This window comes from Prevotella dentalis DSM 3688 (genome assembly GCF_000242335.1).
Lineage (GTDB): Bacteria > Bacteroidota > Bacteroidia > Bacteroidales > Bacteroidaceae > Prevotella > Prevotella seregens.
In genome coordinates, this window is sequence record NC_019960.1 from 277983 (window position 1) to 297962 (window position 19980).

The 19980-nt window shown below is 54.5% G+C and carries 12 protein-coding genes; all 12 read left to right on the forward strand.

The features are described 5' to 3' along the window. Window positions 1-9 precede the first annotated feature (9 nt). The 12 genes from rplJ (at window position 10) to PREDE_RS01135 (ending at window position 19879) form a co-directional block, all read left to right on the forward strand. On the forward strand, window positions 10-534 hold the full coding sequence (gene rplJ / locus PREDE_RS01075) for a 50S ribosomal protein L10 (protein ID WP_005844199.1): 525 nt from the start codon (window positions 10-12) through the stop codon (window positions 532-534). A gap of 54 nt (window positions 535-588) precedes the next feature. Beyond that, window positions 589-969: a 50S ribosomal protein L7/L12 gene (gene rplL / locus PREDE_RS01080; RefSeq protein ID WP_005844198.1), complete on the forward strand. Its 381-nt coding sequence runs from the start codon at window positions 589-591 to the stop codon at window positions 967-969. A 139-nt stretch (window positions 970-1108) separates the two neighbouring features. After that, a complete protein-coding gene (gene rpoB / locus PREDE_RS01085) occupies window positions 1109-4918 on the forward strand; it encodes a DNA-directed RNA polymerase subunit beta (RefSeq protein ID WP_005844197.1) in 3810 nt (1269 codons plus the stop codon). Window positions 4919-4942: 24 nt separating this feature from the next. Continuing rightward, window positions 4943-9277: a DNA-directed RNA polymerase subunit beta' gene (gene rpoC / locus PREDE_RS01090; protein WP_005844196.1), complete on the forward strand. Its 4335-nt coding sequence runs from the start codon at window positions 4943-4945 to the stop codon at window positions 9275-9277. A 711-nt stretch (window positions 9278-9988) separates the two neighbouring features. Next, window positions 9989-10945, forward strand: a complete 957-nt coding sequence (locus tag PREDE_RS01100) for a DUF6261 family protein (protein ID WP_005844194.1) — start codon at window positions 9989-9991, stop codon at window positions 10943-10945. Window positions 10946-11046: 101 nt separating this feature from the next. Then, window positions 11047-11649, forward strand: a complete 603-nt coding sequence (gene nrfH, locus PREDE_RS01105) for a cytochrome c nitrite reductase small subunit (protein ID WP_015298349.1) — start codon at window positions 11047-11049, stop codon at window positions 11647-11649. A 45-nt stretch (window positions 11650-11694) separates the two neighbouring features. Continuing rightward, the gene (nrfA, locus tag PREDE_RS01110; protein ID WP_005844191.1) at window positions 11695-13191 is read left to right on the forward strand and encodes an ammonia-forming cytochrome c nitrite reductase; all 1497 of its coding nucleotides are present in this window, start codon (window positions 11695-11697) and stop codon (window positions 13189-13191) included. Window positions 13192-13423: 232 nt separating this feature from the next. Further along, entirely contained in the window at window positions 13424-14410 is a 987-nt protein-coding gene (locus tag PREDE_RS01115) for a cytochrome c biogenesis protein ResB (protein WP_407635995.1), read from the forward strand. After that, window positions 14407-15222 (forward strand): cytochrome c biogenesis protein CcsA, encoded by an 816-nt coding sequence (gene ccsA, locus PREDE_RS01120; RefSeq protein ID WP_005844187.1) that lies wholly within the window; start codon window positions 14407-14409, stop codon window positions 15220-15222. The genes PREDE_RS01115 and ccsA overlap by 4 nt, the downstream gene beginning before the upstream one ends. A 91-nt stretch (window positions 15223-15313) precedes the next feature. After that, complete coding sequence (locus tag PREDE_RS01125) at window positions 15314-17341, forward strand: hypothetical protein (RefSeq protein WP_005844185.1); 2028 nt, start codon at window positions 15314-15316, stop codon at window positions 17339-17341. Between the two features lie 250 nt (window positions 17342-17591). Further along, window positions 17592-19637, forward strand: coding sequence for a hypothetical protein (locus PREDE_RS01130; RefSeq protein ID WP_005844180.1), 2046 nt, complete (start codon window positions 17592-17594; stop codon window positions 19635-19637). A gap of 47 nt (window positions 19638-19684) precedes the next feature. Beyond that, complete coding sequence (locus PREDE_RS01135; RefSeq protein ID WP_005844179.1) at window positions 19685-19879, forward strand: hypothetical protein; 195 nt, start codon at window positions 19685-19687, stop codon at window positions 19877-19879. The last annotated feature ends 101 nt before the right edge of the window (window positions 19880-19980 follow it).

Consider the following 19980-nt stretch of genomic DNA (forward strand, 5'->3'; position numbering starts at 1 on the left):
TTTGGTAAAATGAAGAAAGAAGTAAAAGATACTATTATTGTTGACCTTGGTGAGAAGCTGAAGAAGTATCCTCATTTTTATCTGGTAGACGTTACTGGAATGAATGCAGAGGCTACGAGTTCACTTCGCCGCAAGTGTTTCAAGCAGGAGATCAAGATGGTTGTTGTGAAGAACAAACTTCTCCACAAGGCATTTGAAGCTTCTGATGTTGATTTCTCCGATCTTTATAGTGTGCTTAAGGGCAATACAGCTGTTCTCTTTGCAGAGACTGCCAATCTGCCTGCCAAGCTGCTGAAAGATAAGGATGTTGAAAAGGCTGGTGTTCCCTCTCTGAAGGCAGCTTATGCAGAAGAAGGCATCTATGTGGGTGCTGACAAGCTTGACGAGCTGGCTTCTATCAAGAGCAAGAACGAGGTCATTGCAGACATCGTTGCCCTCTTGCAGTCTCCCACAAAGAATGTGGTTTCTGCACTCCAGTCAGGCGCAAACACTATTCATGGTGTGCTGAAGACTTTAGGCGAGCGTCCTGAGTAAATCCTTATAAAGTCGAAATTGTTTTTAACGCAAATAATAAAATTTTAGAATAAAATGGCAGACGTAAAAGCTATTGCAGAAGAGTTAGTAAATCTTACTGTTAAGGAAGTGAATGAGTTGGCAACAGTCCTGAAGGACGAGTATGGTATCGAGCCCGCCGCTGCAGCTGTTGCTGTGGCTGCCGGTCCGGCTGCTGGTGGTGCTGCCGCCGCAGCCGAGGAGAAGACATCTTTCGATGTTGTCCTCACTGACATCGGTGCTACAAAGCTTCAGGTGGTTAAAGCCGTGAAGGAGGCTTGTGGTCTCGGTCTGAAAGAGGCCAAGGCTCTCGTTGAAGGTGCTCCCGCTACCATCAAGGAAGGCGTTTCCAAGGACGAGGCCGAGAGCCTGAAGAAGGCTATTGAAGAGGCTGGTGCCAAGGTAGAGCTTAAGTAATTCAGTCTCTGTACTGATTCATACACATAAACAGTTAGGATTTGCCCAGTCGGTAAGTCCTAACTTTTTTGTGTCTTTATAGTTTTTTCTCTTTTACGCCCGATAGGGGCAGTAGGTATTATACCAATAATTATCATTTATGTCAAACATTATTAATAACAGAGAAAACTTTGCCAGCGTTCAGAATCCGTATCCCTACCCGGATTTTTTGGATGTTCAGCTGAAGTCGTTCAAAGATTTCCTGCAGTTAGATACTCCGCCTGAGGAACGCAAGAATGACGGTCTGTATAAGGTGTTCGCAGAGAACTTCCCTATCACCGACACGCGTAATAATTTTGTTCTTGAGTTCTTGGATTACTATATTGATCCGCCGCGCTACACTATCGACGAGTGTTTGGAGCGCGGACTGACGTACAGCGTACCCTTGAAGGCCAAGATGAAACTTTACTGCACGGATCCAGAGCATGAGGATTTCGGCACGTTCATTCAGGATGTTTTCTTGGGAACGATTCCGTACATGACGGACAACGGCACCTTTATCATCAATGGTGCCGAGCGTGTCGTTGTGGCCCAGCTCCATCGCTCGCCGGGTGTTTTCTTCGGCCAAGGCGTTCATGCCAACGGTACCGTGCTCTACAGTGCGCGCATTATTCCGTTCAAGGGTTCCTGGATAGAGTTTGCCACTGATATTAATAATGTGATGTATGCTTACATCGATCGCAAGAAGAAGTTGCCGGTTACAACACTTCTTCGTGCCATCGGTTATGAGAGCGACAAGGAAATTCTTCAGATTTTCGATCTTGCAGAGGAAATTAAGGTCAACAAGAAAAACCGTAAGGAACTTGTCGGCCGCAAACTTGCTGCACGCGTGCTGAAAAGCTGGAATGAAGATTTCGTAGACGAGGACACGGGTGAGGTGGTGACTGTTGAGCGCAATGAGGTGATTCTTGAGCGTGAGACGGAAATCAATGAGGAGAATTTCGAGGAAATCCTTGGGAGTGGAACCTCTACCGTGCTTGTGCACAAGGATGCCGAGGCTGCCAGCAAATTCGATATTATCTTCGAGACTCTGAAGAAAGATACCAGCAACTCCGAGCGTGAGGCAGTGAACTACATCTATCGCCAACTGCGCAATGCCGACCCGGCAGATGATGCCAGCGCACGCGAGGTGTTCCAGAACCTGTTTTTCTCGGACAAGCGCTACGACCTCGGTGAGGTTGGACGTTATCGCATCAACAGGAAGTTGGGCGAGAACATCGACATGGACACGCGCGTGCTGACCAAGGAGGATATTATTGAGATTATCAAGTATCTCATCAAGCTCATCAACTCCAATGCAACGGTTGATGATATTGACCACCTGTCCAACCGCCGTGTCCGCACGGTGGGCGAGCAGTTGGCCAACCAGTTCTCAATCGGACTTGCCCGAATGAGCCGCACCATTCGCGAGCGTATGAACGTGCGCGACAATGAGGTGTTCACCCCGACCGACCTCATCAATGCCAAGACCATCTCCAGTGTTATCAACTCATTCTTCGGAACCAACCCGCTGAGTCAGTTCATGGATCAGACCAACCCGCTGGCAGAGGTGACACACAAGCGTCGTCTTTCCGCCTTGGGCCCCGGTGGTCTGTCTCGTGAGCGTGCCGGCTTCGAGGTGCGTGATGTGCACTACACCCATTACGGCCGTCTGTGTCCCATCGAGTCGCCCGAAGGCCCGAACATCGGCTTGATTTCCTCGCTCTGTGTGTATGCCACCATCAACGAACTTGGCTTCATCGAGACCCCATACCGCAAAGTCGCCGATTCCACGGTTGATTTGAACAATGACGACGTGGTCTATCTCACGGCCGAGGAAGAGGAGGGCAAGTTGATTGCACAGGGCAATGCACCGCTGAATTCCGACGGTACTTTCATCCGTAGTTTCGTGCATTGCCGTTTTGCAGCCGACTTCCCTGTGGTGAATCCGGATGAGGTGAATCTCATGGACGTGTCGCCCCAGCAGATTGCTTCTGTCAGTGCCAGCTTGATTCCGTTCCTGGAGCATGACGACGGTCACCGAGCCTTGATGGGATGCAACATGATGCGTCAGGCTGTGCCTTTGTTGCACAATGACGCCCCCATTGTGGGTACCGGACTGGAGAAACAAGTCTGCGAAGACAGCCGCACGATGATTACGGCCGAGGGCGAAGGTGTCATCGAATACGTGGACGCCACAACCATCCGTATCTTGTACGACCGTACCGAGGAAGATGAATTCGTCAGCTTCGAGCCGGCCTTGAAAGAATACCGCATACCGAAATTCCGTCGCACCAACCAGAACATGACCATCGACCTGCGTCCGATTTGCAGCAAAGGCCAGCGTGTGAAGAAGGGCGACATTCTCACCGAGGGCTATGCCACCGAGAACGGCGAGCTTGCCTTGGGCCGCAACCTGCTCGTGGCCTACATGCCGTGGAAGGGCTACAACTATGAGGATGCCGTGGTTATCTCAGAGCGCATGGTACGTGAGGACGTGCTTACCTCCGTGCATGTGGACGAGTATTCGCTCGACGTGCGCGAGACCAAGCGCGGCGTGGAAGTGTTCACCAGCGACATTCCCAATGTGAGCGAGGAAGCCACCAAGGACCTTGACGACAACGGTATCATCCGTGTGGGAGCCCGTGTCGAACCGGGCGACATCATGATTGGCAAGATTTCGCCCAAGGGCGAGAGCGACCCCTCGCCCGAGGAGAAGTTGCTCCGCGCCATCTTCGGCGACAAGGCCGGCGACGTGAAGGATTCTTCACTCAAGGCCAACCCGTCACTGAGCGGTGTCGTTATCGACAAGAAACTCTTTGCACGTGCCGAGAAGACCCGCGAGTCGAAGCGTCAGGACAAGGTGTTGCTTCAGAAGATCGACGAGGAGTATGAGGCCAAGGGCGACGAGCTGAAGAACATGCTTGTGGACAAGCTGCTCACCCTGACCGAAGACAAGACTTGCCAGGGCGTCAAGGACTACACCGATGCCGAGATTATCACCAAGGGCAGCAAATTCACGGTGGCTGCACTCAAGAACTTGGAGTACGACGGCATCCAAAGCAACGGATGGACCGACGACGACCACACCAACGGCATGATACAGAAGCTCATCATGAACTATATCCACAAGGCCAAGCAGCAGGCTGCCGAGCTGAACCGTCGCAAGTTTGCAATCACCATCGGCGACGAGCTGCCCTCCGGCGTGCTCAAGATGGCCAAGGTGTACATTGCCAAGAAGCGCAAGATTCAGGTGGGCGACAAGCTCGCCGGTCGCCATGGCAACAAGGGCATTGTGTCCAAGATTGTACGTGCGGAGGACATGCCGTTCCTGGAGGATGGCCGTCCCGTAGACTTGGTGCTTAACCCCATGGGCGTGCCTTCGCGTATGAATCTCGGGCAGATCTTCGAGGCTATTCTTGGCGCCGCCGGCCGTAGGCTCGGCAAGAAGTTTGCCACTCCGATTTTCGATGGTGCCAAGCTCGACGACCTGAAAGAATGGACCACCAAGGCAGGCCTGCCCAATCTCTGTTCCACCTATATCTACGATGGTGAGACGGGCGAGCGTTTCGACCAGCCGGCCACGGTGGGTGTCACCTACTTCCTGAAGCTCGGCCACATGGTGGAGGACAAGATGCACGCGCGTTCCATCGGCCCGTACTCGCTCATCACGCAGCAGCCGCTCGGCGGTAAGGCGCAGTTCGGCGGCCAGCGTTTCGGAGAGATGGAGGTCTGGGCCCTTGAAGGCTTCGGTGCCAGCCATGTGCTGCAGGAGATGCTCACCCTCAAGAGTGATGACGTGACCGGCCGTTCCAAGGCCTACGAGTCCATCGTGAAGGGCGACCCCATGCCCACTCCCGGCATCCCCGAATCTCTCAATGTGCTTCTCCATGAGCTCCGCGGCCTTGGACTGAGCGTGAAGTTGGATTAATAAGAATATTGAACAGTTAGAAATATGGCTTTCAAAAAAGATACAAAGGTAAAGACTAATTTCACCAAGATTACCATTACTCTTGCCTCTCCGGAAGAGATTAAGGAAAATTCGTTTGGTGAGGTCACCAAGCCTGAGACGATCAACTACCGTACTTACAAGCCCGAGCGCGACGGCCTCTTCTGCGAGAAGATTTTCGGTCCCACCAAGGACTATGAGTGCGCCTGTGGCAAGTACAAGCGCATCCGTTACAAGGGTATCGTCTGCGACCGTTGCGGTGTGGAGGTGACAGAGAAAAAGGTGCGTCGCGAGCGCAGCGGACATATCGAGCTGGTCGTGCCCGTGGCCCACATCTGGTATTTCCGTTCTTTGCCCAACAAGATAGGCTATCTGCTGGGCTTGCCCACCAAGAAGCTCGATTCCGTCATCTATTATGAGAAGTACGTCGTCATCCGGCCGGGTGTGCTGGCTGGTGCCAAGGATATAGACGGCGTGGAGGACCTGAACGGTTCCCACAAGTTCGACCTGCTGTCCGAGGACGAGTACATCGATATCATAGACAACAAGCTCGACCCCAACAACGATTTGCTGGAGGATTCCGACCCCAACAAGTTTGTGGCCAAGATGGGTGCCGAGGCGGTGCTCGACCTGCTGGGCGACCTCGACCTCGACTCGCTGAGCTATGAGCTTCGCGACCGCGCCAACAACGACTCCAGCCAGATGCGCAAGACCGAGGCCTTGAAGCGTCTGCAAGTGGTCGAGGCATTCCGCAGCTCCACGGCCGTGAACAAGCCCGAGTGGATGATTATGAAGATTATTCCGGTCATCCCGCCCGAACTGCGTCCGCTCGTTCCGCTGGACGGCGGCCGTTTCGCCACGTCCGACCTGAACGACCTCTATCGCCGCGTCATCATCCGCAACAACCGTCTGAAGCGCCTCATGGAGATCAAGGCCCCCGAGGTCATTCTCCGCAACGAGAAGCGCATGCTTCAGGAGGCCGTTGATTCCCTCTTCGACAACAGCCGCAAGGCCAGTGCCGTGAAGAGCGAGTCCAACCGTCCGCTCAAGTCGCTCTCCGATTCTCTCAAGGGCAAGCAGGGACGTTTCCGTCAGAACCTGCTTGGCAAGCGTGTGGACTATTCCGCCCGTTCGGTCATCGTCGTGGGTCCCGAGCTGAAGATGGGCGAGTGCGGTCTGCCCAAGCTGATGGCAGCCGAGCTCTACAAGCCGTTCATCATCCGCAAGCTCATCGAGCGCGGCATTGTGAAGACCGTGAAGAGCGCCAAGAAGATCGTGGACCGTCGCGAACCGGTCATCTGGGACATTCTGGAGAATGTGATGAAAGGCCATCCCGTGCTTCTCAACCGTGCCCCCACGCTGCACCGTCTGTCGGTGATGGCGTTCCAGCCCAAGCTCATCGAGGGCAAGGCCATCCAGCTTCATCCGCTGGCCTGCACGCCGTTCAACGCCGACTTCGACGGCGACCAGATGGCCGTCCATCTGCCCTTGAGCAACGAGGCTGTGCTCGAGGCCCAGGTGCTGATGCTCCAGAGCCACAACATCCTCAACCCGGCCAACGGCGCACCCGTCACCGTTCCTTCGCAGGACATGGTGCTCGGTCTGTACTACATCACCAAGATTCGTCCGGGCGCCAAGGGCGAGGGACTCACGTTCTACGGCCCCGAAGAAGCCATCATCGCCCACAACGAGGGACGCTGCGACGAGCACGCCCAGGTGAAGTGCATGGTCGACGACGTGATCGACGGCAAGCCCGTCCGCCACATGGTCGAGACCTCCGTGGGCCGCATCATTGTCAACGGCATCATCCCCTCCGAGATAGGATTCTTCAACGGGGTTATCTCCAAGAAGTCGCTCCGCGGCCTGATTGCCAGTGTGATCACTTCCGTGGGCATGGCCCGCGCCTGCTCGTTCCTCGACGGCATCAAGAACCTGGGTTACCGCATGTCTTATGTGGCCGGCCTTTCGTTCAACCTCGACGACATCATCGTGCCTGAAGAAAAGACGGAGATTGTGCAGAAAGGTCAGGACGAGGTCGACGAGGTGACCTCCAACTTCGACATGGGTCTCATCACCGACAAGGAGCGTTACAACCAGGTCATCGACGCCTGGACCCACGTCAACGACAGGCTGAAGAAGGCCGTCATGAAGCACATGACCGAGGCCGACCAGGGCTTCAATGCCGTGTACATGATGCTCGACTCCGGTGCCCGAGGCTCTGCCGACCAGATTGCCCAGCTTGCCGGCATGCGCGGCCTGATGGCCAAGCCGCAGAAAGCCGGTGCCGAGGGCAACTCCATCATTGAGAACCCCATTCTGAACAACCTCAAGGAGGGCATGTCCGTGCAGGAGTACTTCATCGCCTCTCATGGCGCCCGCAAGGGTCTGGCCGACACCGCCATGAAGACGGCCGACGCCGGATACCTCACCCGCCGTCTGGTCGACGTGTCGCACGACGTCATCATCAACGAGGAAGACTGCGGCACGCTGCGTGGCCTGGAGTGCCGTGCCCTGAAGGATGGCGACGAGGTCATCTCCATGCTGTCCGAGCGCATCCTCGGCCGTGTCTCCGTCCACGACGTGATCAATCCCCACACCAACGAGGTGATTGTGCAGGCTGGCGAAGAGATTACCGAGCCCAAGGCCCAGGCCATCGAAGACGCACAGATCGAGATGGTCGAGATTCGCTCGGTGCTCACCTGCGAGAGCAAGAAAGGCGTCTGCCGCAAGTGCTACGGCCGCAACTTGGCCACCTCGAAGATGGTGCAGATGGGCGAGGCCGTCGGCGTCATTGCCGCCCAGGCCATCGGCGAGCCGGGCACGCAGCTCACGCTCCGCACTTTCCACTCCGGCGGTGTGGCCGAGAATGCCGCGGCCAATGCCAGCATCCGTTCCAAGTACGACGCCCGCCTGAAGTTCGACGGTCTGCGCACCGTTCCCTATGTGGACAAGTCGGGCGAGACCGAGGTGGACTGTCAGATGGTGGTGAGCCGTCTGGCCGAGGTCCAGTTCATCGACCCCAACACGGGCATCGCCATGGCCACCCACAACGTGCCCTACGGCAGCTCCCTGTTCTTCGGCAACAACGACGTGGTGAAGAAGGGCGACGTGGTGTGCAAGTGGGACCCGTTCAATGCCGTGATTGTCAGTGAATATGCCGGTACGCTCCGTTTCCGCAACGTGGTCGAGGGCTCCACCTACAAGGCCGAGACCGACGAGACCTCGGGCATGACCGAGCGCATCATCATCGAGTCGCGCGACCACAACGCCGTGCCCATGGTCGACGTGCTCGATGCCAAGGGCGAGGTGCTCGGCACCTACAACTTCCCCGTGGGCGGCCATATCGCCAACATCGAGGACGGCCAGACCATCGCCACCGGCACCACGCTGGTGCGCATCTCCCGTTCGGTGTTCAGCGCCGGCGGCATCACCGGCGGTCTGCCCCGTGTCACCGAGCTCTTCGAGGCCCGCAACCCGTCCAACCCCGCCGTGGTTTCCGAGATCGACGGCGAGGTGTCCATGGGCAAGCTCAAGCGTGGCAACCGCGAGATTGTCGTCACCTCCAAGACGGCCGAGCAGCGCAAGTATCTCGTGCCCCTGTCGCGCCAGATTCTGGTGCAGGAGCACGACGCCGTGCGGGCCGGCACCGCACTCTCCGACGGTGAGGTCACGCCGAGCGACATCCTGGCCATCCAGGGCCCCACGGCCGTGCAGGAGTACATCGTCAACGAGGTGCAGAACGTGTACCGACTGCAGGGTGTGAAGATCAACGACAAGCACTTCGAGATCATCGTGCGCCAGATGATGCGCAAGGTGCGCATCGACGACCCGGGCGACACCATCTTCCTGGAGCAGCAGCTCGTCGACAAGCTCGACTTCGGCGAGGAGAACGACCGCATCTGGGGCAAGAAAGTGGTCATCGACGCCGGCGATTCCGACACGCTCCAGAAAGGCCAGATCGTGACGGCCCGCAAGCTGCGCGACGAGAACTCCAGCCTGAAGCGCCGCGACCTCAAGCCCGTTCAGGTGCGCGAGGCCGTGCCCGCCACGTCCACCCAGATTCTCCAGGGCATCACGCGTGCCGCCCTCGGCACCAAGAGCTTCATGAGCGCCGCCTCCTTCCAGGAGACCACCAAGGTGCTCAACGAGGCTGCCATCCGTGGCAAGATAGACCATCTGGAGGGCATGAAGGAGAACGTGATTTGCGGCCACCTCGTCCCCGCCGGCACGGGCATGCGCCAGTGGGATCGGCTCATCGTCGGTTCCAAGGAGGAATACGAGCGCATGGAGGCCAACAAGAAGAATGTGCTCGACTATGCCGACCCGGTGGCAGCCGAGTAATTGATTCGACATACATTTCAATGCGAGAGGCCGCAACCCCGTGGAGGGTTGCGGCCTCTCGTTTTTTCGTGGCGGCACCCCGTTCTTGCCCGCCTCCCCCCAATGTTGCCCTTGGTGGCATCGTGGCGCTCCTCCTCGATGTTGCCCATCATGGCGTTGGGACAGGCATGGGCCATGGGACACGACCGTGGTTCATAAGAAAACGGCCCGAAAACCCGATTTTTCTTTCAGCATGCGGGGAAAAGCAAACATTTTTTGCTATATTTGCCGTGTCGATGCCGCTTGCGTGCGTGCGGTTCCGCAACACCGTGTAGGAAGATGCCGGGAGGCCTTTGTGGGGCCCACTAAACGCCAAAGGAATGTCCGGGAAGCCTTCGTGGGCCCCACTAAACGCCAAAGGAATGTCCGGGAAGCCTTCGTGGGCCCCACTAAACGCCAAAGGAATGTCCGGGAGGCCTTCGTGGGCCCCACTAAACGCCAAAGGAATGGTCGGGAAGCCTTCGTGGGCCCCACTAAACGCCAAAAGAATAGTCGGGAGGCTTTCGTGGGCCCCACTAAACGCCAAAGGAATAGTCGGGAGGCTTTCGTGGGCCCCACTAAACGCCAAAAGAATGGTTAGAGGCTTTCGTGGGCACAACAAGGGACACGTCGGACAAATGGAAGAAAGCATCGGCAAACGCCGGTGAATGTATAACTTAAACTACTGAGAAAATGAAAGAAATTGCAAGCATTGAATTGGTGAGAATGAACAACGGCGCGCATTTCCAGTTCGTCAAGACTGTGGGCACGCGTGTGGAGCAAGAGGATGTCATTGTCAACAACAACCTGGCCAAGAAAGCGGTCGAAGCCTTTCTGGCTGCCATCAAGGAGGAGGACCGCTGCCTGGCCCTCTCGCAGAAGAGCCTGCTCACCGACGACATCGCTACTGCCGACCGCGAGCGCGACACGCTCTTCTCGGGCTACCGCGCGGCGGTGAAAGGATTCCTGAACATGCCCGTGCCCGACATGGCCAAGGCCGCCAAGGAGCTGTTACAAGACCTGAAAGACTACAGGATAGACCCCGACATGCAGCTGGAGCGCGAGACGGGTCTCATCACCAACCTGGTGCAGGACTGTGAGAAAAAATACGCGGCGCAGGTGACGAAGCTCGGGCTGACACCCTACATCACCGCCCTAAAAGCGGCCAACGCCAAGGTGGAGAGCCTGCTGGTGGAGCGCACCGAGCACAAGGCCGAGCAGGTGCTCGGCGCCCTGCGAAAGGCCCGCACGGCCACGGACGAGACCTACCGCATGGTGGTCAAGACGGTGAACGCACTGGCCCTGCTCAGCGCCACGCCCGACTACGACGCGTTCATCGACTTCATGAACGAGCTCATCACCCGCTACAAGCAGGAAGTGCTGGCCTCCGGCAAGAAGCCGGCTCCCGGCCCCTCGTCGGCCAAGGGGCAGCTCGCCCGCCTCATCCCCGCTTTCGAGACGGCGCAGGGCCTCGCCGCCGGCACGCTCTCGTATGCCGGCCACACGGCCAAGCTGCTCGACGGCACGAAGCTCTACCTGCTCTACCTGAACGGCAACGCCGACAACTTCGTCTGGGTGAAGATCGACGGCGACCGGCTGGCCAAGGTCGACTACGTGGCCGGGGCCGGCAAGCCGGGCGGCGTGAAGTAGAAAAAGTATAAAGCTCCTCACAAATGAGGAGCTTTTCTAATTTCGTGACATGTTGTTTCTTGAAAATGGTTAATTTTGCAACACATCTATTCATCAAACATATGAATTTACGTAAGCTGTTGCATTGGAAAATAACGCTAACCTATCGGCAGAAGGTTACAGGAGTTGTCGTGGGCGGAATGATAATGGGCTTGGGTTTGTTGTTTGCCTATATGTTGCGTTTGCACACCTATGTTGCGGGTGACGATCCGGGAGCTTGTGTGAATTGCCATATCATGTCGCCCTATTATGCCACATGGGCACATTCGTCACATGGACGGGATGCCACCTGTAATGATTGCCACGTGCCCCATCAGAACATCTTCAAGAAGTATTTCTTCAAGGGGATGGATGGGATGAAGCATGTGGCTTATTTTGTGACCAATTCCGAAAGTCAGGCCATTATGGCTGAAAGCGGATCGGCCAATGTCATCATGGACAACTGCATCCGGTGTCATGCGCAGCTCAATCAGGAGTTTGTCAAGACCGGGCGCATCACTTATATGCAGGCTAAACGTGGCGAAGGCTTGGCTTGTTGGGACTGTCATCGCAATGTACCTCATGGTGGAATGAACGGATTGGCCAAGACTCCAAATGCCGAAAGCCAAGTGCCGCTCCCACCAAACCCTGTGCCGGAGTGGTTGCAAAAGGCCTTGGGGCATTAGGATTCAATTCAACAACAATATTGCAAAATTTTAAATCCAAAGAATATGGCAAAGCAATTAGGCAAATGGAAAGGATGGATGCTCTTTGGCGGTTCCATGGTGATTGTGTTTGTGTTGGGCCTTGTGTGCTTCTCGCTTTTGGAGCGCAGGGCAGAGGTTGCCAGTGTATTTAACAACCGACGCACGCCGATGACCGACTCGATAGTCGCCCAAAACGAGAAGTTTAAAGACGACTTCCCGCATGAATATGAGACTTGGGCGCAAACCGAAGACACGACTTTCAGGAGCATGTATAACAGCTCGCAGGAACGGGATATTCTTGAAGCCTATCCCGACATCGTGATTATTTGGGCGGGGTATGCTTTCTCAAGAGGCTATAACACGCCACGAGGCCACCGACATGCCATCGAAGATTTACGCAGAATCTTGCGTACAGGCAACCCCGGCATTGATGGCGAGGGCGACATTCAGCCCGGAACCTGCTGGACTTGCAAGGGCCCTGATGTGCCAAGGCTCATGCGTGAGAAAGGATTGGCTGCTTTCTATGGTGCAAAATGGAGCGACTGGGGACCCGAAGTGATGAATACCGTGGGTTGCTCAGACTGCCACGATGCACGCACAATGGATTTGAAGCCTGCACGTCCGGCACTCTATGAGGCTTGGAAACGTGCAGGGAAAGATGTAACCAAGGCCAGCCATCAAGAGATGCGGTCGTTGGTTTGCGCGCAATGCCACACCGAGTATTATTTTGAAAAAGACAACCATCAGTATCTCAAGTTTCCGCAAGACAAAGGACTCACCTGTGAGGCTGCCGAGGCTTATTATGACAGCATCGGCTTCTATGACTACATCCACCCGCTGTCAAAGGCTAAAATCCTTAAGGCACAGCATCCCGGTTACGAACTTTTCAAGCAAGGCATTCATGGGCAGCGCGGATTGAGTTGCGCCGACTGCCACATGCCTTACATGCAGCAGGGTGGCATCAAATTCACCGATCACCATGTGCAGAGTCCATTGGCCAAGATTGATCGCACATGCCAGACCTGCCATCGCCAGGATGCCGAGACGCTTCGGCAGAATGTTTACGACCGCCAGAAGAAAGTTTACGACTTCGCAGTGAAAGTGAACCGCGAGCTGGCACTGAGCCATTTGCAGGCCGAGTTTGCCTGGAAGCATGGCGCCGCAGAGAAGGAGATGGCTAAGGCCCTTAGTGATATTCGCAAGGCACAGTGGCGTTGGGACTACTCGTTGGCCAGCCACGGTGCAGCATTCCATGCACCCCAAGAGGTAATGCGGCTATTGGCCAATGCCATGAACTATGCCAAGGATGCACAGGTAGAGATAACACGTGTGGTAGCCAAACATGGATTTACCGGGCAAATTCCTATCCCAGACGTATCTACCAAGGAGAAAGCACAGCGCTATATTGGTCTTGACCCGAAGGCTTTACATGATAAGAAAGAGCGCTTCCTTGACACCGTCGTGCCCCAATGGGTAAAAAAGGCCAAAGAAAACAAGCGATTTATCACCCAGCCTATATAATATTTCTCTTTATATTAATAGGTTTAAATTAATTCCGCTGACTGAAGCACGCAGGGTTATGTTAGCTCTACAAACTTTAGCAGCGGAGTTTACTATAACAAAACAATCTTGACCGTTGCCGTAGAAGTGGATCAGCGAGTTGTGCCATATTCCTATATAAATGGTACGTGTTGATACAAAGACGCACTACTTTCTGCCGCAATTCATATTTTTGTTTGGAGAGCGATACCCTATGAACAAAACGCCAATGTGGACTCAACCATGGACCTTTCGTGAAGGGCTGTTCATCGGCCTTGGTCTTGTCGTTACCGGCCTGCTCCTTCAGCTTGCCACGGGAGGAATTCGGTGGGTGCTGTTTGCCTTTCCTGTTAATGCTGTCGCATTGATTGTTTATCTCTGTTTCCTTGTTTTGCTCTTTCTGCTTCGTCAAAAGAGCTATCCCATTCGCTTTCTCCTCACCGCAAAAGCCGCTGCCAGTGCCTTTTTCTATGTGGTTGTGCTGACGATTTTGATGGGTGTCACGCGTCAAACCACGGGCGATGTTCCTCATGTCGATTCCTTGGGCCTCACGCAAATGCTCTCGTCGTGGCCTTTTGTGTTGGCTTATTTGTGGCTCACCACCATCGTTGGACTCGCTGCCTTGCAGCAAGTCGCTACGTTCAAAGGTGGCAAGCTGCCGAGCTTGCTTTGCCATTTGGGGCTCTTTGTAGTGCTGCTCTGCGGCACATTGGGGGCGGCCGATGTGCAGGAACTGAAGATGTATTGTGTGAAAGACACGCCCGAGTGGCGCGCAGTCGATGCGCAAGGCCATGTGGTAGAACTGCCCATAGCCATTCAGCTCAACCAGTTTATTCTCGAAGAATATCCAGCCGAACTGCAAAAAGTAAGGGTTGATAGCGGCAAGACGGAACTCATGAAGATGCCGACGCCGAAGCGTTATGCCAGCAAGGTGGACATTTATACCCAAGAAGGCGAATCCCTGCAGACCACAATCGAAGTGAACAAGCCCGCCACGATTGCGGGATGGAAGATTTATCAATATAGTTATGACGGCAGCATGGGCAACAATTACCATGTGAGTATTTTTCAGTTGGTGAAAGAACCGTGGCTGCCTGTGGTTTATGTGGGTATCGGTGTGTTGCTCGTGGGGGCTGTCCTGATGTTGTTTCGCTTTGAAAAGCAACTGGGGAATCGTCAAAAAGGGGAGGACTGGCTATGATTTGGGATTGGTTTGCTTATTTTGCTTTGTCGGCCATTTTCTGTTGGGTGTGTGGCGCTTTCTTGGCATGGAAACAGCGATATGTGCCCACCTTGGTGATGACCGCTGTTGGCTTGTGCGTGTTTTTCACGTATATTGTGTTCATGTGGATTACCTTGTCACGCCCGCCCATGCGCACCATGGGAGAAACACGCCTGTGGTATTCGTTCTTCTTGGCACTGTCGGGCATCATCGTTTATGCCCGCACACGCTATCGTTGGATGGTAGGGCTCTCCACGATTATGAGTACAGTGTTTGTTGTCATCAATTTGTTGAAACCCGAAATCCACACGAAAGCCATGATGCCCGCGTTGCAGAGTGCCTGGTTTGCCCCCCATGTCATTGTCTATATGTTTGCCTATGCGCTGTTTGGCGCGGCCACGCTCATGGCCATCGTGCTGCTTTGGCGTGGCCATCGTGCCAAAAAGCAGGGCTGGGCAGGGCGGATTAATTGCACTGAGGCGTTTAAAACCATCGATGGTTTGGTGGTTGTAGGTTGGGCATTCCTCTCGTGTGGCATGATTTTTGGTGCTTTGTGGGCCAAAGATGCGTGGGGACATTACTGGGCATGGGATCCCAAAGAAACTTGGGCTGCCATCACATGGTTTGCCTATCTGCTCTATATGCACCATCGTTTCATTCCCCATCATAGCCGTCGCCTGTCCCTTTGCATCCTCATCCTCTCTTTTTGTTTGCTGCAAATGTGCTGGTGGGGCATCAATTATCTGCCTTCTGCGCAGGGCGCAAGCATCCATACATATAATAGCCAATGATTTGTTTCCATGTTGGATGTGCGATGTCACATTTTAAGAAACAAACTATAATCTACAAGACATTTACTGAATAAACGAAAAAGGCAATAAAATGAAAGATTCCTGTTACTTTGCAAACCTGAATGGGAATGGCCAGTCAATGAAACATAATAGTAAAATATCTGTTTTAAAACATTTGCCACAAAGCGTGTTGCGCGAATGCTGGAGAAAAACGGTGTTTCTGGCTTTGCTGGCCATGCTTGGCGTGGTTCCAGGCATGGCCAACGAGAAAGTGTATCTTCATATAGACCAGGATGCCTACTTCTTGGGAGAGACGATGTGGTTTGCAGCTTACGTCAGTGATGCAAGAACCAATCGGCCCTCTAAGCTCAGCAAGGTGCTGTATGTGGAATTGCTCGAGCCGGAGGGAAGTGTGCTCAAGACAGTGGTATGCAAGATTGAGGACGGAAGAGCTTCGGGGTGCATGGCGTTGGATCCTGCCATGCTGTCCGGGCTGTTTGAGGTCAGGGCTTACACCAGATTCATGTGCAACTGGGAGGAGAACTACTATTCGCGGGTGATACCCATCTTTGACCAAGTGGTTGGCGGAAACTATGAAAACCGGGTCATCAACAAGCGGACAAGACCGGCATGGGACATCAAAAAGAAAGTGCGCAAGCAGAGAGAGGCCAAAAAAGCGCAGGCAGAGATAGAGACCAAGGAGGATAGAGAAGTCTTGCTGAAAGAGGCCAAAGCAAATGCACCTGTCATGATGGCTCTCGACAGTGCGCCTTCGCGTGTAAATCCATTCGATAGGGTGAGATTGCATTTTCATGGAGAACCCCATCAGACATTCTCTTTGTCGGTAAGTGATGGTGCAGGGCGGGTGATGACGAATCGGCATGCGGACATTGCCAAGGACTTTATTCAAAACACGCAATGGATTTTGTCGGAACGAATCAGCGAACAGAAACGTCCCGACAAGATGATGCTGCCCGAATACGGAATTTCCCTGCGTGGGACTCTGATGAAAGCGGAATCATACGAGCCCTGTCTTGAAAATAAGGTCATACCTGTTGCCAACGAAAATGTACTCATGGATTTCGTCAATGACAGTGTTACAGCTCAGAATGTCTGCTTCACCAGTGAGCAGGGAGGCTTTGCATATAATTTCGGAGAGGTGTACGGAGACGGGGTAGCCCGGCTTCGCTGTCAGTACAATCGCAACGAGCCTCGGGCCATGCGCATAGACAAATGGTTCAGCCCCAAGCCCAAGGAGTACGGGCAAGAAGACTATGATCTTCTTTTGCACAGCCATCCTGATGCCGGAACTTCTGAAACGTCATGGGATGACAGTACACATTTTATGGACAAGGTAGTCGTAAAAGAAAAAAAACGCAACTACGGTTGGAAGCCGCTTTATCGGAGCTTGCGGCACATTGACCTGTTGGAAGAGATGGAGTGGCAGATAGACAACCTCGAAGAAGCAGCAACCAGTTACGTGACGGGGAAGGAGTATTTTAGTCTGGTGACGGGGGTGCTTGAGCATTATCACTTGCCTTTTACGGCCTTTCGTCTACTCTTTCTGCATGAGCCGTATGGGGGCGACTCGTCTCTTCCCAAGAAATATTCCCTGCAGGATCATCCTCTCTTTAAATTCATAGGGAAGTATAAAGAGCTGGTCATACGCACGGATAAGGAAATCTGCAATTCGTTCAGTTATGCCAACAGGCCAGCCGAGACGCAAGGTCGCAATAATAATATGGATGGAACTCAGTGGGCGACATACCATGGCATGTTCAAACAAGGTGAACGTGTGCCCTCCATGATTTGGTGTGTCATTCCCTACGAGGAAAATAAAATTCCTTTCGTCAATAAAAGCCCCGACGTTCGTTATACCAAAATACATGGCTATGACTATCCTCGCTCTTTTGTTGTTCCGGACTATTCCGAGAATCATCCCTTGGAAGATAATCGCAGAACACTTTATTGGAATCCCCAAGTGACTACAGATGCAGAGGGCAATGCAACCGTGGAGTTCTATAACAACTCAACTTGCAGGGAAATACGGGTATATGCCGAGGGCATCACCCCCGATGGGCGCGCCATCAGGTGTGAGAAATTGGTAGGGGGACAGTAAATGTAATCGCGTTCGTTTGTCCACTCTTAAGAGATGGATTGTACTTTGTTTTTTGGTATTCCCATTCGTTTTTTGCCAAAATGGAGGCATGCGCTTTTGTGTTTGCCTCCTTTTACTTATCTTTGCGGACAAACCACAATCTACAAAACATTTACGGAATATATGAAAAAGGCAACAAAATGAAAGCATTCCGTTGCTTTGCAAACCAGAATGGAGAATTAACCCTAATCATAACTAAAACTTAAACAAAATGAGAAAGATTTACATGAAAAGTCTGCTCGTGGCTGCGGGCCTGACGCTAAGCGCTTCGTCGTTTGCCCAAACGGTGCTTCTGGATTATGGCACACCCACGGGCACTGCACTTGAGACCGAGACATGGACAACCAGCGAGGGCAGCACGCTCACGACCGAAGAGGTTGGGGCCATCAGCAGCTCGGACGGTTTGGAGACCTGGGCCGAGGAGGGCAAGGCCATCAAGTACACCTCTCCCAAAAACGGCAGTGGCTCTTCCACCGTGACCATTGCGCCTACGGCCAATTCCATCCTGACGTTCGAGGCCGTGTGGGCTCCCGGAGCTTCGACAGGCCGCTCGGGCAACAGGAACTTCCTGCAGCTGGGCGACGTCAAGATTGAGTCGCGCGGCCAGGATAAGGCCGCGTACATTGCTCTTGGCGATGACGGCGTTGCGGCCAATCTCACCAAGCTGCCCCACCTGTCTGCGGAGACCCGCTCCAACTACTGGTGGAAAGTGAACGTCACCGTCAATCAAGCCACGGGAGCCATCGACTATGCCATTGCGTCCACGTCGGGTAAGTCGGATGCCGGCACGCTCAGCAAGCCCGACGGCAGCTATACCGTGGTGGGCATCGGCTTTACGCGTGGCGGACGCACGGTTACGAGCAACAATTCGCTGCGCAGCATCTTGGTGAGCGAGCGGACGCAGAGCGTCACGACCGTGAACTATACCATCAACTACAACTACAATGGCGCCACGCTGAACCATGTGGACGGCACTGCCGCCGTTGGAGCAACGGTGACGGCCGAGAATCCCGTGGTGATAGGCGAGCAGAAATATTATGCCGTCGACGATGCCGCTACCTCTTTGGTGCTGGCCGAGGGCGAGAACGTGCTGAACGTGGAGCTCCGTCTGCCCAAAGTTTCTCCCTACGTTGTCAAGAACAGCTTTGGCGACATCATAGCATCGGGCAGCTATACCGAGGGCGACGATGCCGTCACCGTGGCCTGGAGCAAGTATGTGCAGCACGACGGCGAGTGGTACGCATGCGACGAAACGAGCTACAGCATGGCGGTTTCGGGCGAGGTGGACAAGACCGTGGCTTATTCGGAAAAGGCAGACATCGCATGCTTTGTGGAGAGCTCTGCCCTGACATGGTCGGCCGGAGCTCCCGTGGCCACCCTGAACGATGCCAAGTATTCTGCGGGCTCTGCCGCCCGTCTGGGAGCCCATTCCTATTGCTGCACACCGGCATTTGAGTCGGCGGGCGTGTACAGCCTGGCCGTGCCCTACATGAACCAGAACTCCACGGACGGCACCATCCAGATTTGCACGCGTGATGCCGAGGGCAACCTTTCCGAAACGGGTCTGAGCCTCGTGGGGGCTGCGCGCAGCAGCGGCGTGATGACCGCCGAGGGCATCGTCATTCCTGCCGGCTGCTCCTTGGTGCTGAACAACACGACGGAGTACAACTCCAATGTCTATATGGACTATGTGGTCCTGGCCAAGACGCCCGCTCCCACGGTCGCCATTCCTGCCGCTTCCAAGCTCGCTTCCTACAGCAATGCCCAGGCAGTGACCGTTCCTGAGGACGTGACCATTTACATCGCCACGGCCATCGACGAGAACAGCGTGACGCTGGTCAAGGTCGAGGGCAAGGTGGTTCCGGCCAACACGGGTGTGATTCTATACAGTGCCGAGGCTGGCGAGAAGACGCTGGCCTTTGGTGGCGAGGCCGTGGCCGATTTCTCGGCCAACCAACTCAAGGCCACGGCTGCCGTTGCCGTCAAGGCTTCGGGTGCCGAGTACGCCCTCGTCAAGGGTGAGCAGAGCTTTGCCAAGGTGGCCGCCGATGTGGAGATTCCCGCCAACAAGGCCTACATCGCTGCTGCGGCCGGTGCCAAGCTGACCGTTGACTTTGGCCAGACCACGGGCCTCGACAAGGTACAGGCCAAGGCGCATGCCGGCGAAGAGTCTGTCTACAACCTCTCCGGCCAACAGGTGGATTCCGCCTACAAGGGCATCGTCATCAAGGGCGGCAAGAAGTTCATCGTGAAGTAAGCCCGTTGCAAACCGAACATTTATTCATCATTAAACCATACAGAGCAATGAAAAAGTCATATATCAGTCCCCGTATCAGCGTGAAAGAGATGGCCGCCGAGCAGTCCATGCTCGCCGCCTCGTTCGACCCCGGCCAGCCGTCTTCGCAGGTGAATGTCAGCTCCACCCCCATCTCCACTTCTGATGGTGTCGGCGCTAAGCCCTCCAGCATCTGGGACGATGAGTCCGAGGAGGACGAATAGTCCCGCCGGGCCTTTATACTCAAACAATGACGTGCCAAAAGTCACTACAATGGGACTTTCGACGCGTCATCGTTATCTCTGTGACTGCAAGATTTTTTTCA

Excerpts from the sequence above, each read along its gene's own strand:
- rplJ (WP_005844199.1), top strand. The coding sequence starts at position 10 with ATGAAGAAAGAAGTAAAAGATACTATTATTGTTGACCTTGGTGAGAAG.
- rplL (WP_005844198.1), top strand. The coding sequence starts at position 589 with ATGGCAGACGTAAAAGCTATTGCAGAAGAGTTAGTAAATCTTACTGTT.
- rpoB (WP_005844197.1), top strand. The coding sequence starts at position 1,109 with ATGTCAAACATTATTAATAACAGAGAAAACTTTGCCAGCGTTCAGAAT.
- rpoC (WP_005844196.1), top strand. The coding sequence starts at position 4,943 with ATGGCTTTCAAAAAAGATACAAAGGTAAAGACTAATTTCACCAAGATT.
- PREDE_RS01100 (WP_005844194.1), top strand. The coding sequence starts at position 9,989 with ATGAAAGAAATTGCAAGCATTGAATTGGTGAGAATGAACAACGGCGCG.
- nrfH (WP_015298349.1), top strand. The coding sequence starts at position 11,047 with ATGAATTTACGTAAGCTGTTGCATTGGAAAATAACGCTAACCTATCGG.
- nrfA (WP_005844191.1), top strand. The coding sequence starts at position 11,695 with ATGGCAAAGCAATTAGGCAAATGGAAAGGATGGATGCTCTTTGGCGGT.
- PREDE_RS01115 (WP_407635995.1), top strand. The coding sequence starts at position 13,424 with ATGAACAAAACGCCAATGTGGACTCAACCATGGACCTTTCGTGAAGGG.
- ccsA (WP_005844187.1), top strand. The coding sequence starts at position 14,407 with ATGATTTGGGATTGGTTTGCTTATTTTGCTTTGTCGGCCATTTTCTGT.
- PREDE_RS01125 (WP_005844185.1), top strand. The coding sequence starts at position 15,314 with ATGAAAGATTCCTGTTACTTTGCAAACCTGAATGGGAATGGCCAGTCA.
- PREDE_RS01130 (WP_005844180.1), top strand. The coding sequence starts at position 17,592 with ATGAGAAAGATTTACATGAAAAGTCTGCTCGTGGCTGCGGGCCTGACG.
- PREDE_RS01135 (WP_005844179.1), top strand. The coding sequence starts at position 19,685 with ATGAAAAAGTCATATATCAGTCCCCGTATCAGCGTGAAAGAGATGGCC.